The organism is Streptomyces sp. TLI_146 (assembly GCF_002846415.1).
Lineage (GTDB): Bacteria > Actinomycetota > Actinomycetes > Streptomycetales > Streptomycetaceae > Streptomyces.
In genome coordinates, this window is sequence record NZ_PJMX01000001.1 from 8,316,416 (window position 1) to 8,328,920 (window position 12,505).

The following is a 12,505-nucleotide window of genomic DNA, read 5'->3' on the forward strand; positions in this document are numbered from 1 at the left end:
GGTGTGCGGCCGCGGATGCCGTATGTGGCGGGGTGGCCGGAATCGGGTCAAGAACCGGCCGGTTGCCCGTCCGCTCCGTACCGGAGGCCGTCGAGGAGCAGGTCGAGGAGGCGGCCGGCCCGTTCGCGTTGGTCGGGAGCGCTGGTGATCAGTGCGACGCCGGCCAGGCTGAAGCCGACGTCGAAGGGGTCGATGTCCGGGCGCAGGAGACCGGCGTCGGCGCCGGCGTCCAGGAGGGTGGTGAGCGCGGCGCCGAGCTTGTCGAGGGTCTCGGCGAAGGGGTCCGCACCGGAGGCGACCGCGGCCCGCAGGGCGTCCGCCATGCCCTGCTTGGCAGCCAGGTAGTCGATGAAGGCGTCCATCCACAGGCGGATCGCCCGATCCGGCGCATGGGCGGCGAGCAGCGTCGCCGCGCTGTCGCAGACACGGGCCAGTTCGTTGCGGTAGGCCGCCTCGACCAGCGCCTCGCGGGTGGGGAAGTGGCGGTAGAGCGTGGCCGAGCCGACGCCCGCGGCCTTGGCGATCGTGTCGATCGCCACGTCCGGCCCCTTCTCGGAGAAGGCGCGCACGGCCGCTTCGAGAATGCGCTCCCGGTTGCGGCGGGCATCGGCGCGCAACACGCTCGGCTTGCTGGTCAAGGCTGCTCCCCTTCGTCAGCGGCCAGTCTAGCTGGACAACCGGGGAGATCCCCGTTTACCGTTCCGGATAACTGGGGAACTCCCCGGTTACGGGTTCCGGCCCGTTCTGCTCCCCATGCGAGGAAGAACCTCATGACCTCCCCGAAAACGGTTCTGATCACCGGTACGTCCTCCGGCATCGGCCTGGCCGCCGCCATCGGCACCGCCCGGGCGGGCTGGGCGACCATCGCCACCATGCGCGACACGGGCAAGGCCGAGGTCCTGCTCAAGGCCGCCGAGGAGGCGGGTGTCGCGGACCGGATCCAGGTCAAGCGCCTGGACGTGACCGACTCCGCCGGCGTCACCGCCTGCCTGGACGAGGTCGTCGCCGAGCACGGCCGCCTCGACGCGCTGGTCAACAACGCCGGCGCCGCTCAGGTCGGCACCATCGAGCAGAGCAGTGTCGACGACGTCCGCGCGGCCATGGAAGTCAACTTCTTCGGCGTGGTGGCGGTGACCCGGGCCGCCCTGCCGCACCTGCGCGCGTCCAAGGGTCGGGTGATCACCGTCAGCAGCGTCGGCGGCGCTGTCGGCCAGCCCTTCAACGAGGCGTACTGCGCGGCCAAGTTCGCCGTCGAGGGCTTCATGCAGTCCCTCGCGCCGGTCGCCGCGACCGTCGGGGTCGACGTCACCGTGGTCGAGCCGGGCGCGGTGGCGAGCGAGTTCGTCGCCAACCTCGGCCTGGACATCCCTACGCTGCTCGCCGCCGCAGGGCCCTACGGCCCGGCGCTGGAGGCCTACATCAACCGTACCCGGCAGTCCTTCAGCAACGCCCAGACCCCGGCCGAGGCAGCCGCCCCGATCGTGGACGCCCTGACGGCCGGCCGCCCGCCCTTCCGCGTCCAGACCTCGCAGTGGGCCCGCGACTTCGTCGCCACCACCCTCGCCGACGTCGACGGCTCCGCGGTCCAGAACCTCACGGGGGCCTGGGTGCGTTGACTTGTGATCTCACCGCGCCCGCCCACGCCTTACGCGCGTGGTACGTCTTGCTGGAGCCGTGGGGAGCGGCGGTGCCGTCGGCCTGGGGCATCAGCTGGCTCGGTTGCGTAGCGGCTCATCGCGGCGGCATGGGCCTGTGGCGTCAGCGGCCGGCCGTCGGCGAGCACGTTGTGGAGGTCTCGGAAGTACTGGAGGTACAGGTCGGGGGTGAACGTGCTGAGCATGACGGCGGGTTGGTCGGTCGGGTTGGCGAAGGTGTGAGGGGTGCCGGGCGGAACCATCACGAGCGTGCCCGTTACAGCGTCGTAGTCCTCTTCCCCGACAGTGAACCGCACGGTGCCGGAGAGGATGTAGAAGCCCTCGTCGTGTTGGCCGTGACGGTGCTGCGGCGGACCTTGGGTGTGCGGGGCGAGCACGGACTCGGCGACCGCGAGGCGGTGCCCGGTGTGACTGCCGTCCTCCAGAACGCGCATACGCGTGGTGCCCAGGACGATCGTCTCACCGTCGCCGGGACCCACCACGGATACCGCAGGGACGGTCTGGGGCTCGTTGGCCGGTGTTTCTTCGGTCATGCTCACCAGTGCACCGCCGCGGCCCTTCCCGCGTCCAAAACCCGTTCCGCCGTGCTGATACTCGATCGGTATCGTTGCAGCGTGGAGCTACGGACCTTGCGTTACTTCGTGGCGGTCGCCGAGGAACGCCACTTCGGCCGGGCCGCCGTCCGGCTGCACATGAGCCAGCCGCCACTGAGCCGGGCGATCAAGCGTCTGGAGGCCGATGTCGGGGCGCTGCTCTTCGCCCGCTCGCCGAGCGGCGTCACACTCACGCCGGTGGGCACGGTGCTGCTCGACGAGGCGCGGGCCCTGCTTGCCCACGCCGACCGTGTGGGCGTACGGGTGAGTGCGGCGGCCGGCGTCGCGACCGTCACCGTCGGCATCCTGGGCGACAGTACCGACCCGGGAGTGTTGAGGCTGGCCGCCGCCTACCGCCGCAGTCACCCGGGCATCGACATTCGTATCCGCGCCACCGACCTGACCGACCCCACGTGCGGGCTGCGCGGGGGGCTGGTCGATGTCGCCCTGACCCGGGCGCCGTTCGACGAGACCGCTCTGATGACGCGTGTGCTGCGCACCGATCCGGTCGGTGTGGTCCTGCGCGCCGACGATCCGCTGGCCAGCCGCGACGGGCTGCGGCTGGCCGAGCTGAGCGACCGCCGCTGGTTCCAGTTCCCGCAGGACACCGACCCCCTCTGGCAGGCGTACTGGAACGGCGGCCGGCCACGCCAGGGCTCAGTGGTGCGCGCCGTCCAGGAGTGCCTGCAGGCCGTGCTGTGGAACGGCACGGTCGGCCTGGCCCCGCTCGGGTACGACCTGCCCGCGGAGCTGGCGGTGGTGCCGCTGGTCGACATGGCACCGAGCCGCGTGGTGGTGGTCTGGAACGAGGGCGACACGAACCCGTTGGTCCGATCCTTTGTCGAGATCGCGACGGCCGCGTACCACCGGTGAGTTCCGGCGATCGGTGCTGCTGCGGACGGGCGCGATCACACGGCGCTCGCCCTGTCGTCGTGTACGCAAGGCGCCCAGAGTGCTTCGGCAAGCAGCATCGCGATCAGAACGAGCACCAGGGCGAACAACTCGGCCAGGGAAGAGAGACGCGTCCCGAGCGGGATCGTGGCGAGGACGGCCGCGGCGCCGGCCGCGCGGAAGCGCAGGGGCGGGATGTGCAGCACCGCGCGGAAGGCGACGTTTCCCGCGAGGAACAGCGCCACACCGCCCGCCAACGCGATGGCCGGCGCCGTCGGGAGGTGGTCCGGGAGGTGCCCGACGGACTTCTTCACCCCGGCCGCGAGCACCGCGACGCCGAGCAGCATCGGTACGAAGCTGTAGTAGTACGCCAGCATCGTCACCCGGAACCTGGCCAGCCCGGACACGGCCCGCAGCGCCTGCTCGGCGGCCTCCTCGTCGCGGATGAAGTAGGTCCACCACAGCGCGGTCGTCAGGGCGAGGGCGAGCACCACGCCGCCGAACAGGCCCCAGTCCAGCCTGAGGTCGCCGGAGCCGACACCGATGGCGATCACGGACTCGCCGAACGCGACGATGAGGAGCAGCCCGTGACGCTCCACGAAGTGCGCCGGGTCGAGTTCGCCGACGCGGCCCGTCACGGGGACGCGGTCGCCGTCGACGTCGGTGGTGATGCGGCTGGAGAGGACGGGAGTGATGGCCTGCAGGACCAGCGCGGCCAGCCAGAGCGTTTCGGCGGCCCGGCCGCTCACGGTGCCCGCCGCCGTGACGCACAGCGCGGCGAGGACGTTGGTGAGCGCGAAGCTGAGGACGTGCCGACCGTGCAGGAGGGCGTACAGGGCGCCGTGGACCACGGTGACCAGGAGGTAGCCGAGGCCGAACGCGACGCCGTCCGTGGTGAACACCCGTGGGATGGCCAGGGCGCAGGTGAGGAAGCCGCACATGCCCAGGATCAGCGGAATGCGGCGGGCATTGGTCTCGGGCGGCACCTGGTTGGTGAGGTAGGCGTAGGCGCCGTACATCCAGAAGAGGACGGCGAAGATCAGCAGCACCCGGCCTGCCTGGGCGAAGGACAGGTCGTGGCTGAGCAGCACGGTCAGCTGTGTGATCGTGAAGACGAAGACGAGGTCGAAGAAGAGCTCCAGGGTGGAGACCCGGCGCCCCACGGCGCTCTCGCTCGCCCGCGCCGGGCCGTCGACGGCAGACATACGTTTCCCCCAGTAGGCATGTCGTTCCCATGTGCGGCCGACACACTAGCCCAGCCGAACGAAGACGCCCCGGCCCGGCGGCGGGCGGCCGCAGCCAGCCAAGGCCGGTCGGCCGTAGTACCAGTGGAGTGCCGGCGGCCATCACCCTGCGGTGATCGAACCCGCAAGGTTCGAACCGCCGCCGACCCGACGGCATGGGGTCATCGTCGGGCAGCGCGGGCCCGCCCGTCCGCCTCGCAGCCCAGTTGCCCATCGACTCACCTACGTCGAGGTGGTCAGCGCTGGAGGTGGGCGCGGAGGAGGTTGGGGTTCGTGCCGGTGAAGTAGGCGGCGCTCGGGACGTAGACGGCGTGGCCGCGTACCGCCACCGAGGTGGGGTTGGACAGACCGTCGCCGCCGGTGAGTACGGTGTGGTGAGTGCCGTTGGCGGCGATGTAGACCGCTTCGTTGCGGACGTTCAGGGTGGCGATCACGGCGTCGCCGTGTCCGGTGAAGGCGAAGTCGTCGATGCCCGGCAGGCCGCTCGCGCGGACCTCGGCGGGTCCGGCCGTGCCGTTGCGGCGGATGGGGATGCGCAGCAGGGTGCCGGTGTCGGTGTTGCTGACCCAGACGGCGTGGTGGTGCACCTTGAGGCCGTTGGCGCCGAACGCGGTGGGGGGCTTGAGCAGCTTGTCGTCGGACCAGGTCCTGACGGTGCCGCCGTGCGTCGCGACGGCGTGGACCACGCCGAGCGCCGAGTCGGCGGCGTAGAGGCAGTGTTCGTCCTCGTCGAGGGCGAGGCCGTTGGGGAAACCGGTCACGGGGAGGGCGGCGATCCGCTCGGGCCGGCCGCCGGGGCGCAGGCGCCAGATGCCGTGCAGGGCCTTGGTGCCGGTGGCGTAGCCGAAGTAGAGCGTGCCGTCGTGGGCACGGGCGATGCCGGTGACGAGCGCCTTGCCGATGAGCGCCGTGTGGGGTTGGGCGGGGGCGGGCAGGGTGGCGAGGATGGCCAGGTGGCCCTTGCGGTCGACCCGGGCGATCTGACGTGCGAAGGACAGCGTGAGATCAGCGGAGCCGTCCGGCTCAAGGGCGATGTTCTCGGGCTGTTGTCCCTTGGCCAGGTCGAAGTGCCGGACGGTGCGGGGGTGGGACAGCGGGGGCGAGACGGCGACGGCCGGGGTCGCCGCCGAGAGCGCCAGGGCGAGGCCGGCGAGGACAGCGCAGGCGGGGCGGAGGGGGCGCCGGGCGGGCCGGGGCGGCTGGGACATGGTTTCTCCTCATCCGGTCAACTGGTCGAGTCGATGGGACGTCGACCGTCGGGGTGAGCGTGGTGCGTAGGTCAGCACAGCACGCCCGTTGCCGCGCCGCCTCTGGCCCGTCGTCGCGAACGCCGAATATCCCCCGGTTGGCCGCCGCCACGTGGGGCGGCACGGCCCTGCTATGTCGGCCGCCCGGTGTGGGCCCGGTCAGCATTCCGAGGTGGCTGGATACCCGTACCGCGTGGTTTACCCGCGGTGGCTGGATACCGGTACAGCGAGGGTTTACCCGGGGTTCCTCCCCTGGTTTGACGCGTGTTTCCTGACGTGCTGCCATGCTGCGGGTGCCCCGGGGAGGGGGCAGACGGTCCAGCGTTCGGTGGCCGCAATACGGATGGGGGAACCGATGCACGCAGGTAAGACGGGCTGGTCACTCGTGATGGCCTTTGCCGCCCTCGCCACGGCCGCCGGGGGCGCGTCCGCCGAGGGGAAGCCGTTTCCGGCACCCGAGATGGTTGCCGCTCAGAAGGTGACCGCGCCGAACGTGGTGGTCCTGAGCTACCGGTGCAAGCCCAACGCCGGGCGCACGCTCAACATCGGGCTGACGGCTGAGGGCACCGCCGCCAACCAGTGGGTGGAGGGCAAGCAGCTCGTCTGCAACAACAAGACCCAGCGCTTCACGGCCGTGATGACCGAGTACCAGAACGGGCATAACCGCAAGCTCAAGCCGGGAGAGCGTGCGACCACCTGGCTGTCGATCTACATCGACCATTCCGATCCGGTAGCCCGTCAGATGCGCACCCTCACCGTGGGCTGACTTCCGAGCCAGGAGATGGTCGTCTGGGGGGGGCAGGCGGGCGTGCCGAGGACAGCGGTGGCCTCGGCGTGGGCCTCGCGCGCCGCTGCCCACCGGCCGGCCCGCGCGCAGCACAGGCCCAGGGTGCCCAGTGCGTTCGCGAGGTCGGGGCCGGACCCATGGGGTGATTCGGCGGCCAACTGCCGGTAGAGGGCGACCCCTTCGTGGGCGTGCTCCATTGCCCCTGCCGTGTCGCCCGTCGCCAGGAGGTGGGCGGCGAGGTTGACCACGGCGTCGGCCGGCATGGCTTCGTATCCACCGGGCGCCGACGCGACTTGGCGGCGGCGGATCTCCACGCCCTCGCGTGCCTGGGCCAGTGCCGCGGTGTGCAGGCCCAGGTCGCCCAGGGCCCTGCTGAGGTTGTCGAGGGCCCCCGCCAACTCGACGTCGGGTGGTGGAAGGCCGTCGCCCTTCACCAGCGCTACCTGGGCAAGCCGCCGGAACGAGAGGGCGAACGCGGCGCGCACGCTGTCGTCGTAGTGCAAAGAGCCCAGCCGCGTACGGGAGTCGGCCAGTTCGGCGGCGAACGCGGCCAGCGGGAGCCCGGGGTCGCCGGTCAGGCGGGCCGCGGGCCCGGCCCGGCCCGGCTCCGGGGGGCGTGACGGGCGGGCGTCTTACGCCGCCGCCACACCCCCGACCTAAGCCACCTTGATGATCAAGACCCGCCGGAGCGGGGCCTACGTGAACAAGCCACCCGGGTGGTTCAGCGCAGCCCGGCGAAGAGGTCGTTCTCCGGCACGGCCGCGCCGGTGGTGTCCTGGATGCGTACGAAGGTCTCGACGCCCATCAACTCGGTGAACCTCTCCTGGCCCATCTTGAGGAAGAAGATGTTCTCGCCCTGGCTGGCGTGTGCGGCCAGCGCGTCGAACTTCTGGGCGCCGAACGCGGTGGTGTCGACCCAGGTGGTGATCTCCTCGTCGGGGAGTCCGATCTCGGCCAGCGCGGCGGCCTCGGCAGGATCTGGTTCCTGCCCGTCACCGAACTCGCGCATGACCTCTCCGAACCGCTGCATCATCGAGCGGGGCGCCGTCGTCCAGTACACCTTCGGCGTCAGCCCGGTCATCTCCAGCGCTGCCATCGTGATGCGGTTGGCCTGGATATGGTCGGGGTGGCCGTAGAAGCCGTTCTCGTCGTACGTGACGATCACATCGGGTTGGTAGCGCCGCAAGAGTTCCGCGAGTCGGGCAGCGCCCTCCTCGACGGGTGTCCGCCAGAAGGAACCGGGGGCGTCATTGGTCGGCCAGCCCATCATCCCGGAGTCGGCGTAGTCCAGCATCTCCAGATGGCTGACCTTCAGGATGTCGCAGCTGCTCTCCAGTTCCTGACGCCGCATCAAGGCGACGGCCGCCGGGTCGTGTCCGGGCTCGCCCGGCTTGACGCCCCCTGGCCCGTCACCGCAAGCGCCGTCGGTACACGTCACGAGGACCGTGCGCACGCCCTCCGCCGCGTACCGTGCCAGGACCCCTCCTGTTCCCGTGGCCTCGTCGTCGGGGTGGGCGTGTACCGCCATGAGCGTCAAGGGTCGGCTAGTCACGAAAAGTCCTCCATGGTGACAACGTCTCGGTCCGGGGCCGCCGCGCGCATGAGTGGTCGCCCCGTCTCCGTCGGATGACCGGGCGTACCGCGAACCCGAGGTGTCCCGTATCGCGACAGGACGGTCTGTTGATTTCCCTGCTCCCCGCCCGCGCGGCACCGGTCTCTTTCTTGTTCTTGGTGCAACAACGCCGCGCGGACCGGTTGTTCCCTCCGTATATCGGCACGCCTCCGGATCAAGGGGTCAGGCAGAAGCCGCGGGCCGGGGCGGCGCGGGTGTGGGTGTCGGGGGAGAGGTGCGCGGCAGGGTGCCGGGGGCCACGCCGAACAGCGGCGGGACTGAAGAAACAGGGTGATCTGTTAATTGTGGCCTCCGTCATTTACGGTTAGGCGAGCCTAACCTAATCGCACCTCGTGCGTCCCTTCGCAGGGCGCTCGCGGGGTCCGCCATGCCTCCACGAAGGAACAGGAACGCCGCATGAGACCCGAGTCCACCACCCTCGCTTCCCCCGTACCCCTCACGCCGCCCTCGCGCGCGGACGTGTACACCGAGACCGTGGAGGGCTTCGGCACCCTCCGCTTCACACCGGTCGATCCGGCCGCGGACTGCGCCGTGCTGCACGCCTGGGTCGTGCAGGAGCGGGCGCAGTTCTGGGGCATGAACGGCGCCAGCCGGGAACTGGTCCAGGAGATCTACGAGGACGTGGACCGCCGCGACACCCATCACGCGTTCCTGGTCCGCCTGGACGACGAGCCGGTGGCCCTGTTCCAGACGTACGAGCCGACCGAGGACCGCATCAGCGAGTGCTACCAGGTACAGGAGGGCGACATCGGCGTCCACCTGATGCTGGCACCGGTGACGGACCGGCCCCGCCCCGGCTTCAGCCGCACCCTGGTGGACGCGCTCATCCGCTTCACGTTCCGCGACCCGGCCGTCCGGCGCGCGGTGGCCGAGCCGGACGCCCGCAACGAGAAGGCCGTCGCACTCCTGAACCGCCTCGGGTTCGTGCGGCAGGGAGAGATCACCCTGCCGGAGATCGACCTGCCGGAGGTGTATCTGCCGGCGAAGCGGGCGGTCCTGGCGTACCTGGACCGTCCGGCCGTACTCCCTCCGGTGGTGGCGGTGCAGCCGTAGAACCATGGCCGATAGCGGAGACCGTGTCACCCGCTGAACAGGGCACCGCCTCACCGCCTCACCGGCTTTCTGTGGAAGCCCCGTCCCTACGATTCGCCGGCGGCCGTGCGTTCGCCCTGTACGTACGGGTCCGACTCCACGTCGTAGGTGCCCGCATGGCCGGCCAGCTGGTCCACGATGCGTTCCCACTCCGCGAGTTCGGCGGCCCGGCGTCCGCCGTCCGGCTCGGCCGACGGTTCCCCGATGTCCTCCGGCGCGGGGCTGTCGGCACGCGCGGCCAGGCGGTGGAATGCCTTCGCTGCCTCATGATGGTTCATTCCCTGGGCCTGGCGGCGTACCGCCGCCCGCCCCGTGCGCTCGGCCTCGGTGGGTCCCTCCACCGCCGACTCGGGGTCCGGCAACGGCTGCTGGTAGGACATCGGCCCTCCTCCTGTACGGACGGCGACGCGCCGACGCCGCCTCGCTCCCGTGCCCCCTACCCCGTCCTCACCCGTATACGTCAGGGCTCCGGCCCGAGGGCGGGCGTGCGCGGTCAGGGTTCGCCGACGTCATTCCTTACGCTCAGGTAGACCTTCAGGTACATCCCGTGAAGGTCACGAGACCCGCCGCAAGCGCGCTCCAGCCGGTCCAGGCCGGTGGCTCCCGGCCCCGGTGGATCGCGGCGGCCGCCGCGAGCAGGGAGAACGCGAAAATGGAGAGCATTAGTCTGGGCGGTATGCCGACGCTGTCTCTGTCCCCCCTGACTCTTTCGCGAGCCGAGGTCGCGGAGGTGGTGGGCATCTACGCGAGCAACCCCGCGTACTGCCGCGCCGCTGGTGAATACGACCCCGACGACATCCGCATCGATCGGGTGGAAGCGGATCTGCGAGAAGAGATGGGCACGGCCGGTGTCGAGGTGCTGCTCGCCCGTGCCCCGCAGGGCCGGGCGGCGGGCGTGGTGTCTCTGCTGCACGAGCACCCCAAGGACGGCTATCCATGGATCGGTCTGCTCATGGTGCACGGGGACCAGCAGCGACGCGGGACGGGCCGGCTCCTGGCGCACCTGATCGAGAACCGCTTCCGCGAGCAGGGCAGGGACGCCGTCCGTCTCGCGGTTCTGGAGAACAACCCGACGGCGTTGGCTTTCTGGCACTCGCTCGGCTGGCAGGAGATCGACCGCCGTCTCGACGTCCAGCACGCGCGGCCCTGCATCGTGATGCACAAGCGACTGACCTGACAGGACAGAGCGCCGATCCCGGGCCCGGGTCGCCGAGACGGCCGCAACCCGTGACGAACCGGCGATGTCGGCACGTGGACGTACGAGGGCGATGGCCGGGCCAACACCCACGGTCCCGGCGGAGACCACTCCGTACCGCGATCGGGGTCTCAGCCACCGAACCGGTCGTCGAGATCGGTGTGGAAGTCGGCACCGACGAGTCGGGAGAACTCCGTGTAACTGTGCTGCGGGGGACCACCGGCGGGCGTGCCCGCGGCCCGGAGGTGGGACAGGGCGTCAGCGACGGCCCGCGTCGCGGTGAACAGAGCCGTCACGGCGTACAGGGCCAGGGAGAAGCCGAGTTCCTGGAGGTCCGTGGCGGTCAGTCGGGTGGTCTCGTTGCCGTCGACGACCGAGACCACTTTCGGGCCCTCGACCGCCGCGGCCACCGCCTCCAGTTCGCTGATCTCCTTGATGCCGTCCACGAAGACCAGGTCGGCACCCGCGTCCTGGTACAGGCGGGCGCGCCGGATCGCTGCGTCGATTCCCTCGGCGGGGAGGGCGTCAGTGCGGCCGATGACCAGCATGTCCGCCGACCCGCGTGCCTCCAGCGCGCACCTCAGACGCTTGACGCTGCTGTCCTCGTCGAGCAGCCGCACACCGCTCGTCTGGCCGCACCGCTTGGGCATGGCCTGGTCTTCGAGGTGGATCGCCGCCGCACCTGCGCAGAGGAATTCGTGCACGGTACGGTCGATGTTGCTGGGGCCGCCGTAGCCGGTGTCGGCATCCGCGATCACCGGGATCGCCACCGCACGCGTCATGTTGCGTGCGTGCTCGGTCATCTCGGTTTGGCTGAGCAGCCCGATGTCCGGCATTCCCAGTCGGCTGGCCGTCGCGCCGAAACCCGTCATATACACCGCGGGGAAGCCGGCCGCCTCCACGAGCCGCGCGGTGATCGCGTCGGGCGCTCCCGGGGCCAGAACGATCTCCCGGCCCTGCAACAACGTCTTCAAAGCCGTGCCACCGGTCAACAGAACCCTCCAGCCATGTCTGGATCATGACGCCATGGGCAAGGAATGCCGCTATCCGGGGCGTTGCTTGCCCATGCAACGGTAGCTCTTCCCGTGAACGGCTGTGGCTGGCGGGGCAGTTGTGGGGGGACGGTGTTTCACTCGCGGCCGTATCCGAGGTCCTGCGCGCGGCAGCCGCCGCTCAGGCTGTGGGCCGTCGGGTGGGTCAGGTGTAGTGGAGAGGGCAGGCGTTGCGCAGGCTGTGTTCGGCTGCGCGGAGGTACACCGCCGTGTAGAAGGCGGCGTCGAGGTTGTCCAGCCACGGGCCTGGGTGCGTGCGGGCTGCCCGCTGGACTTCGGTGCCGGCGAACCAGTTGGTGAGGTTGAGGTTGTCGCAGTACGCGGGGATCTGCGGCGGCAGCGCCAGCTGGCCGGCCAGGGTCCGGGCTGCGGCGAGGACCGTGTGGGCGGATTGCGCGATCGTGGTGTCGGGGTGGAGCGAGGGCACGCGCAGTTCGAGGGGCTGGGGAAGGCTGATCGGCAGGAGCAGCTCCCAGCCGAGGAGCGCGTCGGTGTGATCCTGGCCGTCGGGCTGAGTGCGGCACAGGGTGGAGAAGCTGTCCATGGGGCGGTTGAGCTTCTCTTCGAACGTGGTGCCTGATCCCGGGACGAAGTCGTATGGCTGTGGGGGCATGAGCGGCGGCAGCTTGAGACGTGCCAGTTCGGCGGTGAGGGCGCGGGCGGTGGGCTTGAGGACTTCTTCGTCGTCCCAGTCGTCGGAGGCGACGCTGACCAAGTAGATACCCATGGTGCGGAATCTACGGTCCGGCACTGACAAGGACGCACCGGATCGAGCCTCGTCAGGACGTATCGCCAGGCAGTATTTCCCGCTCTGCGTCACAGCGGACGTCGTGCCGCCGTGCCCAGAGCAGCGCATGCCCGCTGTCTCCCTACGGGGCGGGCCCCGCTCGGCGGGCAAGGCGGCAAATGCGGTGGTGAACCGCCGCCGGGATGCGCTAGCGTCGAAGCGTACTTGTTGCCGCCGTTGGGAGAGGCCCGTGCGCCGCTGAGGTCCGAGACACCGTGCACGCCGTTCGCGTGCCGACAGGTGTGACCTCGCAGGGGAGCCGTCTGCGGGCCGGTTCATGCTGCCCGGCCCTGCCCTCGCTTGTGGCGCCTTCCTTCCCTCGTGCCATC

General features: G+C 70.5%; 14 protein-coding genes. 5 read left to right on the plus strand and 9 right to left on the minus strand.

The genetic code is table 11. From position 1 onward, the window contains the following. Positions 1 to 47 precede the first annotated feature (47 nt). Positions 48 to 638 carry a TetR/AcrR family transcriptional regulator gene (locus tag BX283_RS36955; protein ID WP_101391738.1) on the minus strand — a complete coding sequence of 197 codons (591 nt, stop codon included), beginning with the start codon at positions 636 to 638 and terminating at the stop codon, positions 48 to 50. A gap of 132 nt (positions 639 to 770) precedes the next feature. On the opposite strand from BX283_RS36955, the gene BX283_RS36960 reads away from it, so the two are divergent. Continuing rightward, positions 771 to 1,616 carry an SDR family oxidoreductase gene (locus BX283_RS36960; protein WP_101391739.1) on the plus strand — a complete coding sequence of 282 codons (846 nt, stop codon included), beginning with the start codon at positions 771 to 773 and terminating at the stop codon, positions 1,614 to 1,616. Positions 1,617 to 1,645: 29 nt separating this feature from the next. Here the strand turns inward: BX283_RS36960 and BX283_RS36965 are convergent, their stop codons facing one another. After that, a complete protein-coding gene (locus tag BX283_RS36965) occupies positions 1,646 to 2,188 on the minus strand; it encodes a cupin domain-containing protein (protein ID WP_180357373.1) in 543 nt (180 codons plus the stop codon). Between the two features lie 81 nt (positions 2,189 to 2,269). Between BX283_RS36965 and BX283_RS36970 the strand changes: the two genes are divergently transcribed. Continuing rightward, positions 2,270 to 3,121, plus strand: a complete 852-nt coding sequence (locus tag BX283_RS36970) for a LysR family transcriptional regulator (protein WP_257584136.1) — start codon at positions 2,270 to 2,272, stop codon at positions 3,119 to 3,121. Positions 3,122 to 3,156: 35 nt separating this feature from the next. On the opposite strand, the gene BX283_RS36975 is transcribed toward BX283_RS36970, so the two are convergent. Next, positions 3,157 to 4,344: a low temperature requirement protein A gene (locus BX283_RS36975; RefSeq protein WP_101391742.1), complete on the minus strand. Its 1,188-nt coding sequence runs from the start codon at positions 4,342 to 4,344 to the stop codon at positions 3,157 to 3,159. 275 nt (positions 4,345 to 4,619) lie between these two features. Further along, positions 4,620 to 5,591, minus strand: a complete 972-nt coding sequence (locus tag BX283_RS36980) for a hypothetical protein (RefSeq protein WP_101391743.1) — start codon at positions 5,589 to 5,591, stop codon at positions 4,620 to 4,622. Between the two features lie 394 nt (positions 5,592 to 5,985). On the opposite strand from BX283_RS36980, the gene BX283_RS36985 reads away from it, so the two are divergent. Next, a complete protein-coding gene (locus BX283_RS36985) occupies positions 5,986 to 6,396 on the plus strand; it encodes a hypothetical protein (protein WP_143676567.1) in 411 nt (136 codons plus the stop codon). Here BX283_RS36985 and BX283_RS36990 read toward each other — a convergent pair. Both BX283_RS36990 and BX283_RS36995 read right to left on the minus strand, forming a co-directional pair. Continuing rightward, positions 6,369 to 6,902 carry a tetratricopeptide repeat protein gene (locus BX283_RS36990; RefSeq protein WP_180357374.1) on the minus strand — a complete coding sequence of 178 codons (534 nt, stop codon included), beginning with the start codon at positions 6,900 to 6,902 and terminating at the stop codon, positions 6,369 to 6,371. The genes BX283_RS36985 and BX283_RS36990 overlap by 28 nt on opposite strands. Before the next feature lie 236 nt (positions 6,903 to 7,138). Further along, positions 7,139 to 7,969 carry a PIG-L family deacetylase gene (locus tag BX283_RS36995; RefSeq protein ID WP_101391746.1) on the minus strand — a complete coding sequence of 277 codons (831 nt, stop codon included), beginning with the start codon at positions 7,967 to 7,969 and terminating at the stop codon, positions 7,139 to 7,141. Between the two features lie 477 nt (positions 7,970 to 8,446). On the opposite strand from BX283_RS36995, the gene BX283_RS37000 reads away from it, so the two are divergent. Further along, entirely contained in the window at positions 8,447 to 9,103 is a 657-nt protein-coding gene (locus tag BX283_RS37000) for a GNAT family N-acetyltransferase (protein WP_101391747.1), read from the plus strand. Positions 9,104 to 9,189: 86 nt separating this feature from the next. Here BX283_RS37000 and BX283_RS37005 read toward each other — a convergent pair whose 3' ends face one another. Further along, entirely contained in the window at positions 9,190 to 9,522 is a 333-nt protein-coding gene (locus BX283_RS37005) for a hypothetical protein (RefSeq protein WP_101391748.1), read from the minus strand. 167 nt (positions 9,523 to 9,689) lie between these two features. Here BX283_RS37005 and BX283_RS37010 point away from each other — a divergent pair, with 167 nt between their 5' ends. Next, positions 9,690 to 10,319 (plus strand): GNAT family N-acetyltransferase, encoded by a 630-nt coding sequence (locus BX283_RS37010; RefSeq protein ID WP_257584138.1) that lies wholly within the window; start codon positions 9,690 to 9,692, stop codon positions 10,317 to 10,319. Between the two features lie 149 nt (positions 10,320 to 10,468). Here the strand turns inward: BX283_RS37010 and BX283_RS37015 are convergent, their stop codons facing one another. Together BX283_RS37015 and BX283_RS37020 are read right to left on the minus strand one after the other, a co-directional pair. Further along, entirely contained in the window at positions 10,469 to 11,311 is an 843-nt protein-coding gene (locus BX283_RS37015) for an oxaloacetate decarboxylase (RefSeq protein WP_257584139.1), read from the minus strand. Positions 11,312 to 11,534: 223 nt separating this feature from the next. Continuing rightward, complete coding sequence (locus BX283_RS37020; protein WP_257584140.1) at positions 11,535 to 12,116, minus strand: hypothetical protein; 582 nt, start codon at positions 12,114 to 12,116, stop codon at positions 11,535 to 11,537. Positions 12,117 to 12,505: the final 389 nt, after the last annotated feature.

Coding starts and splice junctions, on each gene's coding strand:
- BX283_RS36960 (WP_101391739.1), top strand. CDS start 771: ATGACCTCCCCGAAAACGGTTCTGATCACCGGTACGTCCTCCGGCATC.
- BX283_RS36965 (WP_180357373.1), bottom strand. CDS start 2,188: ATGACCGAAGAAACACCGGCCAACGAGCCCCAGACCGTCCCTGCGGTA.
- BX283_RS36975 (WP_101391742.1), bottom strand. CDS start 4,344: ATGTCTGCCGTCGACGGCCCGGCGCGGGCGAGCGAGAGCGCCGTGGGG.
- BX283_RS36980 (WP_101391743.1), bottom strand. CDS start 5,591: ATGTCCCAGCCGCCCCGGCCCGCCCGGCGCCCCCTCCGCCCCGCCTGC.
- BX283_RS36985 (WP_143676567.1), top strand. CDS start 5,986: ATGCACGCAGGTAAGACGGGCTGGTCACTCGTGATGGCCTTTGCCGCC.
- BX283_RS37000 (WP_101391747.1), top strand. CDS start 8,447: ATGAGACCCGAGTCCACCACCCTCGCTTCCCCCGTACCCCTCACGCCG.
- BX283_RS37005 (WP_101391748.1), bottom strand. CDS start 9,522: ATGTCCTACCAGCAGCCGTTGCCGGACCCCGAGTCGGCGGTGGAGGGA.
- BX283_RS37020 (WP_257584140.1), bottom strand. CDS start 12,116: ATGGGTATCTACTTGGTCAGCGTCGCCTCCGACGACTGGGACGACGAA.